Source organism: Streptomyces sp. NPDC001843 (genome assembly GCF_042891955.1).
GTDB lineage: Bacteria > Actinomycetota > Actinomycetes > Streptomycetales > Streptomycetaceae > Streptomyces.
Genome location: NZ_JBIATQ010000026.1, coordinates 37796 through 57439, shown reverse-complemented (window position 1 = coordinate 57439; position 19644 = coordinate 37796). Strand labels below are relative to the sequence as shown.

At 67.8% G+C, this 19644-nt stretch carries 19 protein-coding genes and 4 pseudogenes; 8 read left to right on the top strand and 15 right to left on the bottom strand.

The window, feature by feature from the left end; translation table 11 throughout:
* Nucleotide 1: 1 nt before the first annotated feature.
* The 10 genes and pseudogenes from iolD to ACFYZQ_RS38620 form a co-directional block, all read right to left on the bottom strand.
* On the bottom strand, nt 2-1885 hold the full coding sequence (gene iolD, locus ACFYZQ_RS38665; RefSeq protein WP_109005520.1) for a 3D-(3,5/4)-trihydroxycyclohexane-1,2-dione acylhydrolase (decyclizing): 1884 nt from the start codon (nt 1883-1885) through the stop codon (nt 2-4).
* Nucleotides 1885-2757, bottom strand: a complete 873-nt coding sequence (gene iolB / locus ACFYZQ_RS38660) for a 5-deoxy-glucuronate isomerase (RefSeq protein ID WP_387861767.1) — start codon at nt 2755-2757, stop codon at nt 1885-1887. The genes iolD and iolB overlap by 1 nt, the downstream gene beginning before the upstream one ends.
* Nucleotides 2754-3626, bottom strand: coding sequence for an aldolase (locus tag ACFYZQ_RS38655; RefSeq protein ID WP_109005519.1), 873 nt, complete (start codon nt 3624-3626; stop codon nt 2754-2756). The genes iolB and ACFYZQ_RS38655 overlap by 4 nt, the downstream gene beginning before the upstream one ends.
* A 4-nt stretch (nt 3627-3630) precedes the next feature.
* Entirely contained in the window at nt 3631-4608 is a 978-nt protein-coding gene (gene iolC / locus ACFYZQ_RS38650) for a 5-dehydro-2-deoxygluconokinase (RefSeq protein ID WP_359438488.1), read from the bottom strand.
* Between the two features lie 116 nt (nt 4609-4724).
* On the bottom strand, nt 4725-5636 hold the full coding sequence (locus tag ACFYZQ_RS38645) for an ATP-binding cassette domain-containing protein (protein ID WP_109005518.1): 912 nt from the start codon (nt 5634-5636) through the stop codon (nt 4725-4727).
* 5 nt (nt 5637-5641) lie between these two features.
* Nucleotides 5642-6712, bottom strand: a complete 1071-nt coding sequence (locus ACFYZQ_RS38640) for an ABC transporter permease (protein WP_389158618.1) — start codon at nt 6710-6712, stop codon at nt 5642-5644.
* 5 nt (nt 6713-6717) lie between these two features.
* On the bottom strand, nt 6718-7722 hold the full coding sequence (locus ACFYZQ_RS38635) for a substrate-binding domain-containing protein (RefSeq protein ID WP_389158615.1): 1005 nt from the start codon (nt 7720-7722) through the stop codon (nt 6718-6720).
* 356 nt (nt 7723-8078) lie between these two features.
* Nucleotides 8079-8402: a hypothetical protein gene (locus tag ACFYZQ_RS38630; RefSeq protein WP_388916727.1), complete on the bottom strand. Its 324-nt coding sequence runs from the start codon at nt 8400-8402 to the stop codon at nt 8079-8081.
* Nucleotides 8403-8695: 293 nt separating this feature from the next.
* The gene (locus ACFYZQ_RS38625) at nt 8696-9343 is read right to left on the bottom strand and encodes a zinc-binding dehydrogenase (protein ID WP_389158689.1); all 648 of its coding nucleotides are present in this window, start codon (nt 9341-9343) and stop codon (nt 8696-8698) included.
* 27 nt (nt 9344-9370) lie between these two features.
* Nucleotides 9371-9737, bottom strand: a pseudogene (locus tag ACFYZQ_RS38620) (alcohol dehydrogenase catalytic domain-containing protein); the annotation flags it as partial.
* A gap of 46 nt (nt 9738-9783) precedes the next feature.
* Here ACFYZQ_RS38620 and ACFYZQ_RS38615 point away from each other — a divergent pair.
* Entirely contained in the window at nt 9784-10149 is a 366-nt protein-coding gene (locus ACFYZQ_RS38615; RefSeq protein ID WP_389158612.1) for a hypothetical protein, read from the top strand.
* A 110-nt stretch (nt 10150-10259) separates the two neighbouring features.
* Here the strand turns inward: ACFYZQ_RS38615 and ACFYZQ_RS38610 are convergent, their stop codons facing one another.
* Nucleotides 10260-10850 (bottom strand): hypothetical protein, encoded by a 591-nt coding sequence (locus ACFYZQ_RS38610; RefSeq protein ID WP_389158610.1) that lies wholly within the window; start codon nt 10848-10850, stop codon nt 10260-10262.
* Between the two features lie 628 nt (nt 10851-11478).
* Between ACFYZQ_RS38610 and ACFYZQ_RS38605 the strand changes: the two genes are divergently transcribed.
* The 3 genes and pseudogenes from ACFYZQ_RS38605 to ACFYZQ_RS38595 all read left to right on the top strand — a co-directional run bounded on the left by ACFYZQ_RS38605 (nt 11479) and on the right by ACFYZQ_RS38595 (nt 12779).
* A complete protein-coding gene (locus tag ACFYZQ_RS38605; RefSeq protein ID WP_067259018.1) occupies nt 11479-11748 on the top strand; it encodes a helix-turn-helix transcriptional regulator in 270 nt (89 codons plus the stop codon).
* A 152-nt stretch (nt 11749-11900) separates the two neighbouring features.
* A pseudogene (locus ACFYZQ_RS38600) lies at nt 11901-12281 on the top strand (DUF6083 domain-containing protein); the annotation flags it as partial.
* A 273-nt stretch (nt 12282-12554) separates the two neighbouring features.
* Nucleotides 12555-12779 (top strand): hypothetical protein, encoded by a 225-nt coding sequence (locus ACFYZQ_RS38595; protein WP_389158692.1) that lies wholly within the window; start codon nt 12555-12557, stop codon nt 12777-12779.
* Nucleotides 12780-12934: 155 nt separating this feature from the next.
* On the opposite strand, the gene ACFYZQ_RS38590 is transcribed toward ACFYZQ_RS38595, so the two are convergent.
* Nucleotides 12935-13393 carry a hypothetical protein gene (locus ACFYZQ_RS38590; RefSeq protein WP_387862224.1) on the bottom strand — a complete coding sequence of 153 codons (459 nt, stop codon included), beginning with the start codon at nt 13391-13393 and terminating at the stop codon, nt 12935-12937.
* Between ACFYZQ_RS38590 and ACFYZQ_RS38585 the strand changes: the two are divergent.
* Both ACFYZQ_RS38585 and ACFYZQ_RS38580 read left to right on the top strand, forming a co-directional pair.
* Nucleotides 13337-14813 (top strand): annotated as a pseudogene (locus tag ACFYZQ_RS38585) (UvrD-helicase domain-containing protein). The gene ACFYZQ_RS38590 and the pseudogene ACFYZQ_RS38585 overlap by 57 nt on opposite strands.
* Before the next feature lie 134 nt (nt 14814-14947).
* Nucleotides 14948-15556 (top strand): annotated as a pseudogene (locus ACFYZQ_RS38580) (amidohydrolase family protein); the annotation flags it as partial.
* Nucleotides 15557-15625: 69 nt separating this feature from the next.
* Here ACFYZQ_RS38580 and ACFYZQ_RS38575 read toward each other — a convergent pair.
* Nucleotides 15626-16498 carry an alpha/beta fold hydrolase gene (locus tag ACFYZQ_RS38575; protein WP_383459335.1) on the bottom strand — a complete coding sequence of 291 codons (873 nt, stop codon included), beginning with the start codon at nt 16496-16498 and terminating at the stop codon, nt 15626-15628.
* A gap of 429 nt (nt 16499-16927) precedes the next feature.
* Here ACFYZQ_RS38575 and ACFYZQ_RS38570 point away from each other — a divergent pair, with 429 nt between their 5' ends.
* Complete coding sequence (locus ACFYZQ_RS38570) at nt 16928-17530, top strand: TetR/AcrR family transcriptional regulator (protein WP_217236372.1); 603 nt, start codon at nt 16928-16930, stop codon at nt 17528-17530.
* A gap of 273 nt (nt 17531-17803) precedes the next feature.
* Here ACFYZQ_RS38570 and ACFYZQ_RS38565 read toward each other — a convergent pair whose 3' ends face one another.
* Together ACFYZQ_RS38565 and ACFYZQ_RS38560 are read right to left on the bottom strand one after the other, a co-directional pair.
* The gene (locus tag ACFYZQ_RS38565; protein WP_389158686.1) at nt 17804-18376 is read right to left on the bottom strand and encodes a TetR/AcrR family transcriptional regulator; all 573 of its coding nucleotides are present in this window, start codon (nt 18374-18376) and stop codon (nt 17804-17806) included.
* 102 nt (nt 18377-18478) lie between these two features.
* On the bottom strand, nt 18479-18946 hold the full coding sequence (locus tag ACFYZQ_RS38560; RefSeq protein WP_109005512.1) for a helix-turn-helix domain-containing protein: 468 nt from the start codon (nt 18944-18946) through the stop codon (nt 18479-18481).
* Between the two features lie 92 nt (nt 18947-19038).
* On the opposite strand from ACFYZQ_RS38560, the gene ACFYZQ_RS38555 reads away from it, so the two are divergent.
* On the top strand, nt 19039-19539 hold the full coding sequence (locus tag ACFYZQ_RS38555) for a PaaI family thioesterase (RefSeq protein WP_212671028.1): 501 nt from the start codon (nt 19039-19041) through the stop codon (nt 19537-19539).
* The last annotated feature ends 105 nt before the right edge of the window (nt 19540-19644 follow it).

Genomic DNA, 19644 nt, shown 5'->3' with positions numbered 1-19644 from the left:
CTTACAGGTAGTGGCGCTGGTTCTGCTTCTGAGCGGCGTACGTCTCGTAAGCGGAGCGCGTGGTGTCGAGGGCGGAGGTCTGGCTGACGGGGACGTCCCACCAGCCGTGGCCAGGCGGGTTGGGGCCGTAGAGGTCGGTCTCGACGTGGACGACGGTCGTGCGGGTGGCGGCCTTGGCCTTCTCCATCGCCGCCCGGAACTCCTCCACCGACGTGGCGTGCAGGACGTCCGCGCCGAGGGAGGAGGCGTTGGCGGCGAGGTCGACCGGGAGGACGTCGCCATCCAGTAGGCCCGAATCACCGTCGCGGAAGCGGTACTTGGTGCCGAAGCGCTGGCTGCCGAGTGACTCGGACAGCGAACCGATCGACGCGAAGCCGTGGTTCTGGACAAGCACGATGATGACCTTCAGTCCCTCGGAGACCATGGTGACGATCTCCTGGGCCATCATCAGGTACGAGCCGTCGCCGACCAGCACGACGACCTCGCGGGTCGGGTCGGCCATCTTGGCACCGGCACCGGCGGCGACCTCATATCCCATGCAGGAATAGGCGTATTCGACGTGGTAAGCCTTCGGGTCTCTGGCGCGCCACAGCTGCTGCAGGTCGCCGGGCATGGAGCCGGCAGCGTTGATGACCACGTCACGGTCGCCGAGGACCTCGTTCAGGGCGCCGAGGATCTGCGTCTGGGCGGGCAGATCACTGGTGTTCCGCTCGGGAGCAAAGCACTCGTCCTCGATCTGCCGCGTCCGGGCGATCAGCCGGCGGATGTGACGGCGGTAGGTCTCCTCGACCTCCCAGCCGTCCAGCGCTCCGGAGAGGGCCTGGATGCCGAGCCGGGCGTCGGCGACCAACGGCTCCGCCGAGTGCTTGACGGCGTCCAGGCGGGCCACGTTGAGGTTGACGAAGGTGACGTCCGGATTGCCGAAGCCGGTGTGGCTGGCGGTGGTGAAGTCCGAGTACCGCGTGCCGATACCCACGACGACGTCAGCCTCACGCGCCAGCTCGTTCGCCGCGTACGACCCCGTCGATCCGATGCCGCCGACCGCGTACGGGTGGTCCCAGGGGACGGCGCCCTTGCCGGCGTGGGTATCAGCGACCGGGATCCCGGTGGCTTCGGCAAACGCGCGCAGCACGGTCTCCGCACCGGAGTACACGGCACCGCCGCCCGCCACGATCAGCGGCTTGCGGGCATTGCGCAGCAGACGGGCGGCCCGCTCGACGGCGGCCGCCTCCGGCACCGGGCGGCCCACGTGCCACACCCGCCGCCGGAAGAACGACACCGGCCAGTCGTACGCCTCGGCCTGCACGTCCTGCGGCAACGCGAGGGTGACGGCACCTGTCTCGACCGGGTCGGTCAGCACCCGCATGGCCGCAAGGGCGGCCGGGATGAGCTGCTCGGGCCGCGAGATGCGGTCGAAGTACTTCGATACGGCGCGGAAGGCGTCGTTGACGGTGACGTCCCCGCCGCGGGTGTCCTCCAGCTGCTGCAGCACCGGGTCGGCGGCGCGGGTGGCGAACATGTCAGAGGGCAGCAGCAGGACCGGCAGCCGGTTCGTGGTGGCCAGCGCCGCGCCGGTGATCATGTTCGTCGAACCCGGCCCGGTGGAGGCGGTGCAGGCGAAGGTGGCCAGTCGGTCGCGCATCTTGGCGTAGGCCACCGAGGCGTGGACCATGCCCTGTTCGTTGCGGGCGAGGTAGTAGGGCAGGTCGGCCTCGCCGGTCGTGGCCGCCTGCAGCAGCGCCTGGCCGATGCCGGCCACGTTGCCGTGCCCGAAGATCCCCCACACCCCGGGGATGAGGCGCTGCTCCCGTCCGTCGCGCTCGCTGTACTGGTTCGCCAGGAAACGCACCAGGGCCTGAGCCGTGGTCAGTCTGATCGTGTTCATCAGTGGTTCTCCTCGGCCGCGAACGGCAGCCGGTCATCGATGTCCTGGGCGTCCCAGGTCGAACGCACGCAGCCGTGGGCGGGGTCGTCGCAGATCAGCCAGGCACGGTCTGGGCCGGGACCGGCCATGACGTTGAGGTAGTAGAGGTCGTAGCCGGGCGCGGCGACGGACGGACCGTGCCAGCCGTGCGGGATCAGCACCGCGTCCCCGGAACGCACCTCGGCCAGCACGTCGATCGGCCGCTCGTTGGTCCCGTACACCCGCTGATAGCCGAAGCCGCTCTCGCCGCCGGAGACCTCGAAGTAATAGATCTCCTCCAGCTCCGACTCCTGGCTGGGCCGGGCCTGGTCGTGCTTGTGCGGCGGATACGACGACCAGTTGCCGCCGGGTGTGAGGACCTCGCAGACCAGCAGCTGCTCGGCCTCGAAGGTACCCGGCAGGCAGTAGTTGTTCACCTGCCTTGAGCAGGCCCCGGCACCGCGCAGCTCCACGGGCACGTTCTCCTTGGACCCGTACCGGGCGGAGAGTGAGCTCCGCCCGGTACGGGCGCTGGGCAGTGCGAACCGGCCGCCGGCCGCACTGCTGATCAGAGCCTCCGACTCGCGGGGGAGGTAGGCGAAGTCGGTGACCGAGGCGAACACGCCTGTCCGACCGGTGAGTTCGAAGACGCTGCCGGCCGTGCTGACGGTGCAGGAGCCCGTCAGCGGCAGGACCAGGAACTCGGAGTCGCCGGTGGACACGGCGTGTGCCTCGCCAGGCCTGAGGGTCAGGATCCTCAGGCCGGAGTATCCCCAGCCCGCCGACTCCGGCGTGACCAGGAGGTCATAGGGGCCATCGGAAGAAGCCCCCGACGGCAGGTGGTACTTGCTCACAGCAGGCTCACCGCCTTGTCCACCGCACCGGCGACGTCACCGTTCGAGGGGTAGAGCAGAGACCGGCCCACGACGAGCCCCTGCGCGGTCGGCTGCTTGAGCGCCTTGCCCCATGAGGCGAAGGCCGCGTCCGCGTCCTTGACCTCGCCGCCCAGCAGCAGCGCCGGGAGGGTGGAAGAGGCCAGCACCCGTCCCATGTCCTCCACCACCGGAAGCTTGAGCCAGGTGTAGGCGGTACGCCGGCCGAGCCCCGAGGCGATGGTGACGGACTTGACGACGGCATCGGTGGACAGATCGTTGCGGATCTTCCCGTCCTGCCAGGCGGACAGGAACGGCTCGACCATCGCGATGAGCTGACGGTCATTGAGCTCGTCGATCGCTCGGGCACTGTTCTCCAGGGCGGCCGGTGTGGCGGGGTCGCCCAGCGCGATGCGGGTGAGCATCTTGCCGCCGTCGAAGCCCATCGCGGCGATCGTGGCGGCGTCGTAGCCGGTGAACCGGTCATCGATCTCGAACACCGACCCGGCCAGGCCCGCCCGGTTCATGGAGCCGAAGACGCTTTTACCGTCCAGCACGCCGAGCAGCAGCAGGTCCTCGAGGATGTCCGCGGTTCCCAGGACACCGGTCACGCCGGGCCGTTCCAGCGCGATGCACAGGCGCTCCAGCAGTTCGAACCGGTCCGCCATCGCATTCGGGTCCCCGCCGACGCCGTTGGCGCCGCGGGCAGGGTGGTCGGCGGCGATGATCATCGCCTTGCCGTGCTCGCCGAGCAGGGAGGGAGCCTTCACCCGGCGCGCAGCGGCGGCCGCGACGGCGCCGGGGTCGCCCACCCGGGCGTTCACGATTCGGCTCACATTCTCGGACAGCACGTCGTCACACCTCTTGCTGAGAGTCGTTGGTGGATGTTCCGGCCGCCTCGCCGAGCTTGGCGTCGACCTCGGCCTCGGTCGGCATCGCGTCGGAGCAGGAAAGTCGGCTCGCGACAATGGCGCCGGCGGCGTTGGCGAAGATCACGGTGCGACGGGTGTCCCAGCCCGACAGCAGGCCGTGGCACAGCGCGCCGCCGAAGGCGTCTCCGGCGCCGAGCCCGTTGACGACCTCCACCGGAACCGGCGGGATCTCGGCGGTAGCACCGTCCCGGTCCATGGCCAGGACCCCCTTGGGGCCCTGCTTGACTATGGCCAGCTCCACTCCGGCGGCCAGTAGCGCCTTCGCCGCCGCATACGGCTCACGCTCACCGGTGGCCACCTCGCACTCGTCAAGGTTGCCCACAGCAACCGTCGTGTGCCGCAGGGCCTGCGCGTAGAACCCGCGCGCCTGGTTCGGGTCGGCCCAGAACATCGGCCGCCAGTCCAGGTCGAAGACCGTCGTCCCCGCCTTGCCCCGGTGAGCGAGGGCGGCCAACGTGGCCGAGCGGCTCGGTTCCTCGCTGAGCCCGGTACCTGTCACCCAGAGGACCGCCGCGTCCCGTACTGCCCCCAGGTCCAGCTCACCAGCGGTGATGTCCAGGTCGGGGGCCTTCGGGAGCCGGTAGAAGTACAGCGGGAAGTCATCCGGTGGGAAGATCTCGCAGAAGGTCACCGGCGTCGGTGCGATGTCCGACGTACCGACGAACCGGCTGTCGACGCCGTAGCTCTCCAGTGCCTGTCGGACGAAGTCCCCGAACGGGTCCCTGCCCGTCTTTGTGATCACAGCCGAGGAGTGCCCGTACCGGGACGCGGCCACCGCCACATTGGTCGGGCTACCCCCGAGATACTTGCCGAACGAGGTGACCTCCGCCAGCCCCACGCCGGTCTGAAGTGGATAGACATCCACTCCCACGCGGCCAATGGTCAGCACTTCGAACGGCATGACACTGATTTCCCTTCGCTCCGGAGACTCCGGGGGTGGAGAGGTGGACTTGGCGTCTGAGCCGGTTGTGCCCGTCGGTGGCGGAGACGTGTGGGCCGGGCTGGCCGCCACGGTTGTCAGGAGGCGGCTTCCTTGGTGACTGCCACGGGTGCGGTGAGGTCGGCCTCTTCGGGGAGTTCCTCGACGTCGACGCCGCGGACCTGGGACAACTCGTGCTTGAGCGCGGCGAGTTCGGCGCCGCCCGCCATGTGGTTGGTCAGCTCCTCGAGCGTGATCTGGCTGCGCTCGGCGGAGAGTTCCATCGTGCCCAGGCGCAGCACGCTGAAGTGGTCGCCGACCATGTAGGCGTGGTGCGGGTTGTGGGTGATGAAGATGACCCCGAGTCCGCGATCGCGGGCGGCGGCCACGTACTTGAGGACGACACCGGACTGCTTGACGCCCAGGGCGGCGGTGGGTTCGTCCAGGATCAGGACGCGGGCGCCGAAGTAGACGGCGCGGGCGATGGCCACGCACTGGCGCTGACCGCCGGAGAGGGTGCCGATGGGCTGTTCGAGGTCGTCCAGGACGATGCCCATCTCGCGCAGTTCGTGGTCGGCGGTCTTCTTCATCCTCTCGATGTCCAGGCGGCGCAACGGCCAGGGGCCCTTGGTCATCTCGGAGCCCAGGAAGAAGTTGCGCCACACCGGCATCAGCGGGACCACGGCGAGGTCCTGGTAGACGGTCGCGATGCCCTTGTCCAACGCCTCGCGCGGGGTGGAGAAGCGCACCGGTTCGCCGTCGACGAGGAACTCGCCCTCGGTGTGCTGGTGCAGTCCGGAGATGATCTTGATGAGAGTGGACTTGCCGGCGCCGTTGTCGCCGAGCACACAGGTCACCTGGCCGGGATGCACCGTCAGGCTCACCCCGTGCAGGGCACGTATGTTGCCGTACGCCTTGCCCGCGTTGCGCAGTTCGACGACCGGGGAGTCCTTCTCGGGGGCCCTGTCCGCGAGGACAGCGCCGTGGGTGCCGGTTTCGTTGGTTGTCATTCGGGTCACCTCCGGGTCGCTGTGCGCTGGACCCACAGATTGATCAGGACGGCGCCAAGGAGCATGACGCCGAGGAAGGCCTTGAACCAGTCGGGATTCCAGCCGGCGTAGACGATGCCCTGCTGCACCATGCCGAACATGAACGCGCCGAAGACCGGGCCGATCGCCGAGCCGGAGCCGCCGGTCAGCAGGCAGCCGCCGATCACCGCGCCGGAGATGTAGATCAGCTCGATGCCGACGCCCTCGCCGGACTGCACGGTGTTGAACGAGAACAGTTGGTGCATGCCGACGAACCAGGCGCCGACGCCGACCAGCATGAACAGCGAGATCTTCGTGAAGGCGACCGGAACGCCGACCGCGCGGGCCGACTCCTTGTTGCCGCCGACCGCGAAGATCCAGTTGCCGTACTTGGTGCGCAGCAGCACCCAGGTGGCGATCGCCGCGAACAACAGCCACCAGAAGACGGTGATCTTCACCTGGACGCCGCCGATGTCGAAGCTGGAGGCGAAGACCTTCTTGGCCTGGTCGAAGCCGTCCATGGTGCTGATGTCGTCGGTGGCGACGTTGCCGGTGACCAGCTTGGTCACCGCGAGGTTGACCCCTTGCAGGATCAGAAAGCTGCCCAGGGTGACCAGGAAGCTCGGCAGTCCGGTCTTGACGACCATCCAGCCGTTGAAGAAGCCGATCGCCAGCGACACGATCAGGGCGGCGATGACGCCGACCCAGACGTTCATGCTCAGCTGGTAGGCGGTCATGCTCGCGGTCAGCGCCGAGGTGATCACCCCGACGCCGGCCGACAGGTCGAACTCGCCGCCGATCATCAGCAGTGCCACCGGGACGGTCACGATGCCCAGGGTGGAGGACTGGTAGAGGATGTTCGCCATCGAGCTGGCGTCGCGCACCGGCGGCGCCGCGATCAGGAAGAACACGTAGACGGCCACGGCACCGAGGAAGACGCCCACGTCGGGGCGGGCCAACAGCCTTACGATCATGGACCGTTCGGCGCTGCGCCCGTCGGTGTCCTTGGGGCCGGGGGCCGGCGGTGAGGTCACCGCCGGCTCGGCATGCTGGGTCATGCTCGTCACCGGGTTCCCTTTGAGGCGAAGGCGGCGACCTTGTCGACGTTGGACTTGTCGACGAAGGCAGGGCCGGTCAGCACGGGCTGTTCACCGCCGCCGCTGTAGTTGCCGTTGTTCTTGTAGAGCCACAGCGCGTCGACGGCCAGGTAGCCCTGGAGGTAGGGCTGTTGGTCGACGGCGAACTGGATGGAGTTCTCCTGGATGGCCTTGATGAGGTCCTTGTTGAGGTCGAAGGTGGCGACCTTCGCCTTGCTGCCGGCGTCCGAGACCGACTGCGTGGCGGTCAGCGCGATCGGCGCGGCAAGCGTGACCACCTCGTCGATGGACTTGTCTGCCGAGAGCTTGGCGGTGATCGTCGACTTCACCGACGGCATGTCGGTTCCGTTGACGTAGAGGACGTCGGTCTTGCCGGAGAAGGTCTTCTTCACGCCGTCGCAGCGCTGGGTCAGGGCGATGTTGCCCTGTTCCTGGACGACGCAGACGGCGTGCTTGGCGCCGATGTCATTGAGCTTCTTGCCGAACGCCTCGCCCGCCACGGTCTCGTCCTGGCCGAAGTACTCCAGGAGGCCCAGACTCTTCCACTGGCTCAGGCCGGCGTTGAGGCCGGTCACGGGTATGCCGGCCTGCTCCGCCTTGGCCAGGACGGACTTCATGGCGTCCGGCTTGGCCAGCGTGACGGCAATGCCGTCGACCTTCTGGTCGATCGCGTTCTGCACCAGGTTGGCCTGGTTGCCCGCGTTGGGGTCGGCGGAGTAGATGAGCTTGATGTTGTCCTTGGCCGCGGCGGCCTCGGCGCCCTTGCGGACGGTGTCCCAGAAGGTGTCGCCGGGGGCCTGGTGGGTGACCAGCGCGACGGTCATGCGGGGAGTGGTGGCCTTGCCCGCCGACGCGCCGTTCGCGGTCTCCTCGGACTTCTTGCCGCCTGAGCTGCTGGAGCAGCCGGTGGCGAGAAGAGCGCCGGTGAGAACGGTGGCGGCCAGTGCGGCGGCTCTGTGGTGTCTGTGCATGTCCCTTGCACCTCGCTGTGCTGATCAGGGTGGGAATGGGGTTCCGGCCTCGGGAGGGCCGCGCCCGGACGAGTGACGCGGGCGAGCGGTTGATGAGAACGCCGTGTGCGGCGGAACGTGTCGTCTGCGGCAGCCATCGGGTGTGTGCGGCTCGGCAGCCTCTAGAACGTGCTACTAGTACGTTCTAGATGCCCGTACTATCGAATGCCCTGTCGGCGGTGTCAAGAGGTTTGTCAGGACGTACCGACAACATGGACTGCCTGGCCGCCGACGTGATCTCGAGGATGTCGGGCGTGCGCTCCTCTTCATGCCGCTCGATCCGGCGTCCGGAAAGGACCGCGCTGACGGACGAAGCGTCAGTGGTGAACCTGATCGGCCATCTCGTCGAGCGCCGACTGAAGCTGTCCCCCACTCTGACCCGGGATGTCGTGGTCCAGCGGAGCTACGGGTGCCGATGCCCAACGGGGTCGACCTGTCGGCCGATCTCCCGGCACCGCGATGCCTCCGATGACAACGGTGTCGGATCTTTCACGGACGGCGTCGCCAAGGTGGTTCAGCAGTGTGGTGCCCTCAACGGAGTACGAGGAGGCGCCGTCAAGGGTGACGATGCCGTACTCGTAGGTCTGGTCGGCGACTTCCGAGACATCTGAAATCACCCGGTAGCCAGCGGAGTGATTCACGGTCGCGCTGTCCTAGGAGGAGAGCGTCTGGGGCAGCGACAGCTTCTCCACGTGTGCCGGCCGTACCTGGAACATCACTTCGGCGCGGCTAACTGCAGGTGGTATCCGGTTATGACGCCCATTGCTCCAGCTCCGACAAGCAGTAGGTGGGGGACAGCGACGCGTCGTAGGGCACAGGTGTTCCTCTTTGTGGGTGAGAGGAAGAAACCCGGAGGCCAGCTCCGCGTGCGGCGCTGGCCTCCATGGCGGTTGGATTGACTTCAGAGGGTCATACGACGACGGTGCGGATCTGCTCACCCCGCCTCCAACGCTCGAATGGCGTCGTTCACCTCGTGCAGTGGTACGCGGCGCGTGACCATCGACGCGAGATCGAGGCGGCGTGTCTCCGCCAACTCCACGATCAGCGGAATGTCCCGCCGGGCCTGCGTACCGCCGTAGAGGCTGCCGCACAGCGGTTTGTCGTCCGAGGCCAGGGAAAGCGCGGGCATGGTGATCATCGCGTCGGCGGCCGACATTCCGACGAGGGCGACCGTCCCGCCGCGGCGGGCGGCGTCCCACGCCTGGGTGATGGTCGTGGGGTTGCCCACCACTTCGAAGGTGTGGTGGGCGCCGCGTCCGCCGGTGAGACGCCGGACTTCGTCGACCAGGTCGGCGCTCGTGGGGTCGATCGCGTCCGTCGCGCCGGAACCGAGCGCGGCCGACCGCTTGTTCTCCAGGGGATCGACAGCGATGATGCGGGCGGCACCGGCGATCCGCGCGCCTTGGATCACCGCCTGACCGACACCGCCGGAGCCGATGACCACGATGCTCGAAGCGGGCTTCACCTGAGCCGTGTTGAACACCGCCCCCAGGCCGTTGGTGATGGCGCATCCGATCAGCGCGAGCTGTTCGTCCGGCAGGTCCGTGGTCACGGGGACCACGCTTGCATCGTGCACGGTCATCGCCTCGGCGAAGGTGCCGAGGCCGACAAAGGCTGGAACCTCCGTGCCGTGGGTCCTTTTGACGCGCGGCGCCGAGGTCATGGCCATGCTGTTGTCGCAGAGGTGGGTCATGTCGCGGACGCAGTACCAGCAGGTGCCGCACACAGCGCCCACGGTGCCGATGACCCGGTCGCCGACGGCGACGGAGGTCACCTCGGAGCCGGTCTCCGGCGCCCTCGTGGCCGAGGACGAGGGGCAGTGGCATCGGCAGGTGGCCGCCCAGGACGGCGACGTCGGTGTGGCAGACCCCGCTGGCGCCGACTCGTACGACGATGTCGTGCGGGCCCGGTTTGCGGGGGTCGACCTCCTCGACCGACAGGTAGTGGCCGTCGGCGAGGCCAAGTGCAGTCAGCATCCGTGCTCTCTCCTCATGAACGCGAACAGGTTGAAGGGGCGGGGGGTTGGTGATCCGACGGGTCGGCTATGCCGGAGGCACGACGGGCTTCATCTGGGACGCGGACTTCCGCGCCGAGGTGGTCCGGGTGGCAACCGAGGCCTCTGCGGGTGCCACGGAGCCGAACCGGCCTAGAAAAAAACTAGGCCCTGAGATGGCGCTGAAGGAGAAGCAGGCCGCAGCTCTCTCTGGGGAGTTGCTCATTCCCATGACGGCGGCGATCGGCGCGGCTCTGTCGGGCGGGGCCGACGAACAGGTGGCGGAGCAGTTCGACGTCGGCCTGCAATTCGCGGCCTGGCGTATGAATGCTTCAGGCGCTCGGAAAATCGCTCAGCGGACACGTCAGAAGCGAGCGGCGGGAATTCGACGTTAGTCGATCAGGATCCCGCGTCGGCGCTGAGAGCGAGAGCGATGCCCCCGGCGCCTCGGCGCGGATGTTTGCGATATCGACGTTGCGTGTGACGGACCGTCGACGTCTGCCAGTCACCGACGAGTCGTTCCTTCGCATCCACGCTCGCCGGGCTCTGTCAGTGTCCAGTACAGATCTCCCGACGCCGGCTGCACGCTCCAGGAGCTGATGTGTCCTGCGGCCGTCAATTGGTCAAGTGCATCCGTGAAATCCGTTGCGGCCAGCCCGCACTCGCGTGCCAGCTGATCCACTTCAGCTGTTCCATGGGTGCTCTCGGGAGCGGTATGGGCCTTGATACACATGGCAATGAGCTGGGAAAACGGGGCGCAGTCCATGCGGATGCCGCAAGCGGCTCGCAGCGCCCAGTCTGCGGCAGCGAGCCGGTCGGGACGGGCCGGGCATTGGGCGAAGAGCCCGACGTCGAGGAGCTGGATGACTACAGCGCGTGCGCTGGAGCGCGACGTGGGCAGGGTTGCGCATAGCCATCGTGCCTGGTGGAGATCCCGCCAGGAATCCGTGGCAGGTTCCAATCGAAGGCTGCGCAGTACCCCGAGCGGCAAGCGGACTTGAGCCGAGTCGTTCATGCGCAAGGCGCATTGCAGGGCGATCAGTCGGGCGGCAGGTCCGGTCTCAGTCGGCAGCGCGGAGGCGAGGTAGTTGAGCATCTCCCGCACCCGGGTCTGCCTGTCCGGGCCTCTGGGGCTTCGGTGCTTTCGACGGATGTCCGCATGCGCCGGCGGCGCCGTCGCAGCGTTGATGAACGTGTCGGGAACGACGGCCGCTTGTGACGTGGCGGCGGCGCAGGCCGTGCACGCGTCCGCGAGGCGCCACAGCCGTCCGCCTCGCTCGCGTGCGAGCACGAGCCGGATGGGCCCACCACAGCCTCGATGGCGCGGGTGCCAGCTGCAGCCGCGCTCGTGGCACTGGCAGGTACGAAGGTGAGCAGGGAGGAGATCGCGGCGAGCGTGTCGTGCCAGGTGGGCCAGGAGCTCCGACCGAGCGGACGTGCCACTGAGCAGTCGGTCGCTGCGGGAGCACTGCTGGCATACGAGGATCGGTCCGCCGGGCTGCGGGCGCAGTTCCACGGTCCAGGCGCGCCGGACGCCGGGTCGCGTCGTGCAAAGCCTCATGGGGGGCGTGTTCCTCCCGTCATGTCTGCGCTGTACCCGCGGAGGGTGGGGTGGCCCGCACACGGTAGTGCAGACCTCTGCCCTTCACTTGATGGCGTCACCTACAGAAATAGGGCAGAGGTCTGCACTGGCAGGGCAGTGGTCTGCACCGTCGGATTGTCGGGTGACGATCCTCCCGCCCGACCCGGATTTCGAGGCGCTGCGTCTGGAGCTTGCGCGGCTGCGGGCGGCGCGCGGCTGGACCTATGACGAGCTCGCTGATCGAAGCGGCCTGGCCAGAAGGACCCTCATCGAGATCGAGCAGGGACGCACCATCGGCACTCTCAAGACCTGGCACGCCCTCGCCCATGCCTTGAGCACTCCGCTCGACGAGCTCTTCGGAGCCGTGTGTGAGGGGCACGAGCCCCCGGGGCCGACCGGCGCTGACCGTTGACTGGGAGGGCTCGCGCCAATCACCCGGACCGGCGAAGCGACACGAATCTCTGATCGACAACTCGAACGTGCGTTTCATGGAATGGGGCTGTTCGAGGGACCCTCCAGCCTCGGCGCTGTGGATGCGGCGTGTTGCCTGGCACCTTCGCACGCATGCGTTCTTCATCCACACCGCGGCACTGGGACGGCAGCCCCGCTGTCGCCTACCCCCGACGCTCACTGCGTATCGAGCACGACAGCCCCAGTCGGCTCCTCCGCTGCGCTCAGCGTGATCGCTGCCGAGAGTGCGGCAACCCGGTCGAGTGGTACCACCGCAGCTTTGCGCGGCCCGTCCGCCTGCACCCCCGGGAAGTGCCCGCGGCCGAGGTGCCCACCGCCTACCGTTGGCACGTAAGCTCTGGTGTCGCCCATCCGGCTGGCGATGGCAGAGCCTGGTGCCGCCTGGCTCACGCCCCAGTCTGTCCCGCTCGCGACGCTGCGCCCGAAGCCTCCGCGCTGGACGGGCTGCGCCGGGATCTGGCCCTGCACACACGCCGCCTGATTGACACCGGCGTGTTCACTCCAATGCCCCCTTCGAGCCGGCCAATGGCTCAACCGGACGGCTGCCGACCCGCCAGACCCGTAGTGCAGTTCCTGTATGTCCGCTACCTCGCTGCGCAACCTGTGGACGAAATCCAGTGCGTGGCGCAGACGCGGCGTCGCGACCGCTGCTCGCAGAGGCTGCTCACTGCGGACGGCCCCGTGGGCGTCTGGAGGCTGGTACCCGCTACGGCCACACGGGGGCAACTGGCCTTGCCCTGTGAGCTCATGGCTGTATATGACCTCACCGCCCTGCCTTACGCCGAGCAGCTGCGCTGGCGCGTGCAGCGCTGTTCCACCCACACCGCAACCCAGTCAGCAGCGGACCTCGCGTTGGCCGACTGGGAGCCCTTCGACCCCATGCTCCACCGCGCGCACATCCACAACCGCCTGCCGAACCACGTCCGTCGTCCGCGCCCGACGCACCACGAGTATGGAACGGCTGGGTCGTGACCTCGCACGATGGCATTGAAATCCTGCTGACCAGGCCAGCCACCAATGGCGAGCTCCACCGAGCTCGTCGTACGGTGTCGCTCGCAGCGAACGCCGACCGCACCCGGTTGATGGCCGTTCAGCCGGCCAGGACGCCAGGCCGCGCGCTGCGGTCACTACGGCGACGGCTGCACCACCTTCTGCCCATCGATGCCCTGACCACCCACTACCCCGACCAGCACGGGCAGGTCCTTCTTAATCTCGAGTTCAGCCGTACCGCGCGAGCGGCGATCCGCCAGGCCGCGACCGCCAGAGGACAGCGGCCCGGAGACTTCGTCGCCCGGAGCGTGACCGCAGCCCTCGATCGGAACGAGAGAGAACGCTCCCTGCAACTGACGGCGCAACTCGAAGGCCTGCTCGCCCTCCACTCCTCCGAGGACGTACTGGCTTGCACAGCCGACATCCTGCTCCGTCGTCGTGATCCGGCCGTATCTGACGCGTACGCCGCTGGCCGCGCTGGACGGAGCCAGTCTCACGCGCACCCGAACCCTTAGCCCTTCTCCTCCGTGGAGCCCTTGTTGCACACGCCCACAGACGAACAGGCTCATGCTGTCGAAGCATTCCGAGATGGCCATCACCTCGTGCTGCAGGCCGGCGCCGGCACAGGAAAGACCAGCACGCTGAGCCTGCTCGCCGCGAGTACCAAACGCCGAGGGCGCTACCTCGCCTTCAACAAAGACATCGCACACGACGCCTCCGCACGCTTCCCGCGATCCGTGATGTGCAAGACCGCCCACGCCACGGCCTACGCAGCCCTTGGCCACCGCTTCGCTCGCACACTCAACAGCCCCCGCCAACCTGCGTGGAAGATCGGGCAGGCCCTCGGCATCACCTCTCCGGTCCGAATCGGAGATCACGAGATCAGCCACAGGACGTTGTCACACAGCGTCCTGCGCACGGTGACCCGCTTCTGCCACTCGGCTGATCGCACGCTGGCTTCTCACCACGTACCCGCGCTGCGCGGCCTGAGTGCGCCGGACGAACACGCCCGCCTCGCCGAGGTCGTGACGTCGTTCGCGGACAAGGCGTGGGGAGACCTGCAGAATCCCGAGCAGGGCGTGGTCCGTTTCGAGCATGACCACTACCTGAAGATGTGGGCCCTCACCGAACCAAAGATCGACGCCGACTTCCTCTTCCTCGACGAAGCACAGGACACCAACCCTGTCCTGGAACAGGTCTTCGCGGCTCAACGCGCCCGCACCCAGCTGGTCATGGTCGGCGACTCCGCGCAGGCGATCTACGGCTGGCGCGGAGCCCGGGACATCATGACAAGCTTCGACGCCACCCACCTCACCCTGACTCGATCCTTCCGCTTCGGCCCCCTCCTTGCCGAACAAGCCAACCGGTGGCTCGCGTTCACCGACGCGCCCATCCGACTGACAGGTACCGAGGCGGTCCCGACGAAGGTCGGTCTCGTCGCCTCTCCGGACGCGGTGCTGTGCCGCACCAACATCGGGGCCATGACCGAGGTCATGCGACTGCTGGCCGCCGGCCACCGCGTCGCGCTGACGCGGGGAGGGCATACGCTCATCGCGCTGGCGCTGGCTGCACGGGACCTCAAAGACGGCCGTCGCACCGCCCACCCAGAACTCGTTCTCTTCGCCTCCTGGGGTGAGCTGCAGGAGTACGCGGATCACGATCCGGCCGGCCGTGATCTGCAGCCTTTCGTAGGAACTTGTCGACCAGCACGGACCCGAGGCCATCATCACCGCGGTCCACGCACTGACCGACGAGGACAAGGCCGACGTCACGGTCTCCACGGCCCACAAGGCCAAAGGCCGGGAATGGCCCACGGTCAAGATCGCCGATGACTTCCCCCCGCCCCCGGACAGCGATCAACACGACGACCGTGGTCGCCCGATCTCGGAACCCGTGAGTGAAACGGACGCCCGCCTCGCCTACGTTGCCGTGACACGTGCCCGCAGTCGGCTCGATCTCGGTGGTCTTGCATGGATCGACCTCATTCCAGCCGCCTCGGACGGAGTGGTTCAGTGAGCGGAGGCGACCGGCGGGGCGGTAGCTTCGGCCGCGGGGAGTGCGGGGGTATCGAGTTTCCTGTGCGAGGGTCTCGGGGAGCACAGCGACGACGGCGATGCCGTGGGCGCTTCCCGTGAACATGCCTCGGCACGGACAACTCCTACCTGCTCCAGGCCCTCGGCAAGGCGTCGGGGCCCTCTCTGCGGCGTGGCCGTCGTAGACCCCGGACGTCGGGGGAGCTCGACCGGCTCGTGGAGACGGGTGCGTGCGGGATCCGCCTCAACCTGATCAGCGGCCCGGTGCCCCCGCTGGAAGATCGGCTCTGGCAGCGACTGGTGCACGAAATCGCCGCCCCTGGACTCCACTTGGAAGTCCAGGGACAGCAACGCCAGTGGGAGGAGCTGGAACCCTGGCTGCTCGGCTGGCCCGGCGTGGTGGTTGTCGATCATCGGGGGCTGCCGGCGGCCCTGTCTCTGCCCTACCCCGGATGCGCTGCGCTCTCCCGCCTGCTGGCCGGACAGTATGTGTGGGCGAAGGCGGCCGTGCCTTGTCGTGCAAATGGCCGTGCCTACAGCACCCCGACCTGGCTCACGGCGGAACTCAACCCCACCGAAGCCCTGCGGATACTGTGCGCCAACCCAGCGCGACTGTTTGCTTGGACGCCCTTTCGTCGCGCGGGCCGACCGATGACGTACAGGGCCGCACTCAGGCACGGCCGAGCAGGGGGGCCGCCTTCCACGGCCAGGGCCGGCGAACGGTGACGGCCGAGCTGACGTTTCCGAGGGCGTTGTGCGAGCGTGAAGGTGCGGGCAGCGCGGCTTGGCTCGGGCTCAGGACCCAAGGAACTCGAGTGCCCTTGCCACGAATTCATCGTGGTACTGGAAGATCCCCCCGTGTCCGGCATCCGGGTAGAGGGGCACGAGTTCACTCCTGGGCAGGCGGGCGGCCAGGTCGAGTGTGTTGTGGCTGGGCACCATGCGGTCGTTCTCGCCGTTTGCCACGAGCACCGGTTGGCGAATCTCCGACAGGTCCGACGGCGCCTGACGGCCCCATTGTCTGATGGCCTTCAGCTGGGCTCGGAACGCCGGCAATGAGATGTCCTTGTCGCGGTGTTGCGTGCGCTCCTTCAGCCGTTCCAGCAAGGCCCGTCCAGCCCGCCGACCGCCCTCGGTTTCGGTGAAGAAGAGGGAGAGCTTGGGATCCTGGCGGGTCAGGGCGCCCTTGAGCGTGGCCTGGAGGGTGAGCGCCGGGACCTTGTCGATGCCGGGGCCACCGGCGGGGCCTGTGCCCGCCAGGATGACCTTGCGGATGAGGTGAGGTTCTTGTTCCGCGATGACCTGTGCGATGAAGCCGCCCATCGACAGGCCGAGCAGATCGACCTGGTCGAACCCGAGGGCTCGGATGAACAGCACCGCGTCGCGGGCCATCGCCTCGATCGTGTCCGGCGTGGAGCCGCTCGATCCGCCCACCCCGCGGTTGTCGAAGGCGATGACCCGGCGTCGTGCGGCGAGTCCGTCGACGACGCGCGGGTCCCAGTTGTCCAGGACCCCGGCCAGGTGAATCAGGAGGATCAGCGGTACGCCGTCCTCAGGGCCGAGTTCCCGGTAGGCGAAGTCCTCGCCGCGGACGGACACGGAGCGGGTCGGCGCGTTCTGGTACGACGACGAGGGCGAGGAGGACGGTGAATTCCGCGGTGTGTTCATGTCCAGGTCCTTCTGTAGCGAGTTTCAAGGACGGAGTTCTCTTCGCCGGCGCCCGATGCACTGCACCGACACTGTCGACCAGGTCACACAGTGGTGGGTACCGACCCATGTCATCCGGCTCGTTCTGATCACACCCGGCATCCGCCTCGCCGAGCGCTGAGGCGGCGCCAACCGAGGGACATTGGATTACACTCATAATACTGTGCATGAAGACGATGGATGGCAAGCGGGCCCCCGCAGTCGACCGCACTCCATGGTGCGCAAATGAACGCCCCCGAGTGAGGGGATACCGTTCCACCTGGCACGGCACCTCGCCGCCGAACGGGCGGCCGTCGGAGCCTCGAATCCATTGAAGTACGATCGAAATGTAAAATGATAAGAGTGCCCGCCAAGAGCAAGCAGCCTCTCCGACGAGCAAAGGAGCGCACGGTGCGCTACGGGAAAGAGCACAAGCAGGCGACCCGGCAGCGGATCATCGAGGCGGCCGGTCGCCGGTTCAAGCGGGACGGCATCGACGGCTCGGGCATCTCAACCCTCATGACGGACGCGGGGCTGACCAACGGCGCCTTCTACACCCATTTCACGTCGAAAGACGACCTCGTGGCCACCGCGGTCTCCGACCAATTGCAGGCGCAGAACGCGAGGATCGTCGCGCAGGCGGCACCCGGGCGCGCAGGACTTGAGCAGATCGTGCGCCGGTACCTGTCCGCCCAGCATCGCGACAGCTCCGACGACGGCTGCCCCTCCGCCGCCCTGCTCGACGAAATCCGGCGCTGCACAGACCCGACCAAGCAGGCTTACACCGACGGCGTACTGATGGTCATCGACGGCATCGCCGCCCGCCTGGCACCCGACGATCCCCTCTCGGTCCGCACCAAGGCGCTCGGCGCCTACGCCATGATGGCCGGGACGCTCCAGCTCTCCCGAGCCCTCACCGACCGGCAGCTTGCCGACGAACTGCTCGAACAGGGCATCCACAACGCCCTCGCCCTGCTGGGCGTGGAGCACGGGCACTCCAGCCCCGCGATGTGACACACCCGCACCCCTTGGATGGTTCCGACCCGGAACTCGGTCGACCTGGCGCGCGAGTGCCGAACGGCGAGTTGGTCCTCTACCCCGACGCCGGCCATGGCGGCATCTTCCAGTTCCACGGGCAGTTCGTGGAGACGGTTCTCGAGTTCCTCGAGCGGCAAAAGGCGAGCGGTGCGGTCGTAGTCTGGGCCGAGGGTGGTGCCTCAGGGGCGTGGCGCCCTTTGGGTGAGCGGCTCGAGGCACCCGTTCACTGACGCGACCTCGCCTTCCGCCTCACCCCATGAACGCGAGAGCGTTCTCGATCCCCAGCTCAAGGACCTCATCGGCGCGCTTCCGGTCGGACAGGGCGCGGGACAGCTGCATCGTCCCCACCAGCATGGTGAACAGCCCGATGGCCTTGGCCTGAGCGGACCGCGGGTCCTCGGGTGTCAGGCGGGCGGAGATCTCCTCCAGGATGGCCCGCGCGCCGTCGCTGTAGGCCTGCCTGGTCCCGTCCTCGCAGCGGCCGATCTCGTCGAGAAGGGCGGCGGAGGGGCATCCGAGGCCGGGGTGGTCCCGGTGCTCGGGAGACAGGTACTCGCGGATGAGGTCCTCGAGTCCCGGGCGGCCGGGCCGCAGGGTGCTGTACCTCGCGACCTGCGTGTGCAGTTCCTCGGCCACGACATGGGCGACGAGGTCGTCCTTGGACGCGAAGTGGGCGTAGAAGGCTCCGTTGGTGAGCCCCGCGTCCGCCATCAGCGTGGAGATACCCGAGCCGTCGATGCCGTCCTGCTTGAACCGGTGGCCGGCCTTTTCGATGATGCGTCGCCGCGTCACCTGCTTGTGCTCCTTGGCGTAGCGCACCACGAGCTTTCTCCGTTCGCTCCGTAAGGCCATGCTTCGCACTCAAGGGTAATCCATGGCCTGACGCACGTAATATCATGACCGGCGACCCCATGACCGGCGTGCTCACGACCGGATGCGGGCACCGGGTCCGAGTCGGGCGGTGACTTCCGCGGGGCTGAGGGTGGAGTGCTCCGCGGAACACTCGACGACGACGCGGACCGGGGCGTCGCAGTCGGTGTGACGGATGTCCAGTACGGGCCCCTCGGGGCCGAGGGCGTACGCCTCGCCCCACTGGCTCAGCGCCATCAGGACAGGCCACAGATCCCAGCCCTTGCGGGTCAGGCGGTACTCGTTGCGGGAGCGGCTGCCCGGCTCCTGGTATGGGACGGTCTTCAGGATGCCGGCCGCGATCAGCTTCCGGAGGCGGTCGCTGAGGACGGCTTCCGACAGGCCGATGTGGCGGTGGAAGTCGTCGAAGCGGCGGACTCCGTTGACGGCGTCACGCAAGATCAGCAACGTCCATTTCTCTCCGACCACGTCGAGCGTGCGCTGGACGGGGCAGTTCTCCGTGCTCGCCTCAAGCCACTCCATCCCGCCAGCGTAAGGGTCTGGCTTCGTCATTGACAGTCAGGCGAGCGGGAAACTAGCTTCGTTTTCAAAAGTCAGATGGAAGGTGCCCGGCCGTGGGACGAACGCGTACGTATCAATGGGAAGATCCCGCGATCCTGGCGGAAGCCGCCGGACGCATGGCCGGCATCGACTTCCTGCGTGAGTTGCAGGCGGGGCGACTGCCGGCGCCGCCCATCAATTACTCCATCGACTTCACTCTGAGCGAGGTGGAGCCCGGCAGGGCGGTCTTCTCCCTGACACCGGGTGAGGAGCACTACAACCCGATCGGCAGCGTGCACGGCGGCATCTTCGCCACCCTGCTCGACTCGGCGGCTGGTTGCGCAGTCCAGTCGACCCTTCCGCAGGGCGTTGCGTACACCTCGCTCGACCTCACGGTGAAGTTCCTGCGACGGATCACCGTGGACACGGGCACGGTACGCGCCATCGGCACGGTGGTCAGCAAGGGCCGTCAAACCGCCCTGGCCCAGGCGCAGTTGGTCGACGGCACGGACCGTCTGCTCGCCCACGCCACCAGCAGCTGCATGCTCTTCCCGGTGCCACCCTCGCAGGGGTGAGCCTCGGCGGCGACCGGTATCGGTCCGGGCCGTGACGTCGCACTCCCTCGATCGCGGCGCAGAGCGCCGGGGTGTGAGGTGAAACCGCTGCGGCGCAGGTCGGTC

Excerpts from the sequence above, each read along its gene's own strand:
- iolD (WP_109005520.1), bottom strand. The coding sequence starts at position 1,885 with ATGAACACGATCAGACTGACCACGGCTCAGGCCCTGGTGCGTTTCCTG.
- ACFYZQ_RS38595 (WP_389158692.1), top strand. The coding sequence starts at position 12,555 with ATGGCTGTATATGACCTCACCGCCCTGCCTTACGCCGAGCAGCTGCGC.
- ACFYZQ_RS38645 (WP_109005518.1), bottom strand. The coding sequence starts at position 5,636 with ATGACAACCAACGAAACCGGCACCCACGGCGCTGTCCTCGCGGACAGG.
- ACFYZQ_RS38640 (WP_389158618.1), bottom strand. The coding sequence starts at position 6,712 with ATGACCCAGCATGCCGAGCCGGCGGTGACCTCACCGCCGGCCCCCGGC.
- ACFYZQ_RS38625 (WP_389158689.1), bottom strand. The coding sequence starts at position 9,343 with ATGACCGTGCACGATGCAAGCGTGGTCCCCGTGACCACGGACCTGCCG.
- ACFYZQ_RS38610 (WP_389158610.1), bottom strand. The coding sequence starts at position 10,850 with ATGCTCAACTACCTCGCCTCCGCGCTGCCGACTGAGACCGGACCTGCC.
- ACFYZQ_RS38560 (WP_109005512.1), bottom strand. The coding sequence starts at position 18,946 with ATGGAGTGGCTTGAGGCGAGCACGGAGAACTGCCCCGTCCAGCGCACG.
- iolC (WP_359438488.1), bottom strand. The coding sequence starts at position 4,608 with ATGCCGTTCGAAGTGCTGACCATTGGCCGCGTGGGAGTGGATGTCTAT.
- ACFYZQ_RS38635 (WP_389158615.1), bottom strand. The coding sequence starts at position 7,722 with ATGCACAGACACCACAGAGCCGCCGCACTGGCCGCCACCGTTCTCACC.
- ACFYZQ_RS38590 (WP_387862224.1), bottom strand. The coding sequence starts at position 13,393 with ATGGCCATCTCGGAATGCTTCGACAGCATGAGCCTGTTCGTCTGTGGG.
- ACFYZQ_RS38575 (WP_383459335.1), bottom strand. The coding sequence starts at position 16,498 with ATGAACACACCGCGGAATTCACCGTCCTCCTCGCCCTCGTCGTCGTAC.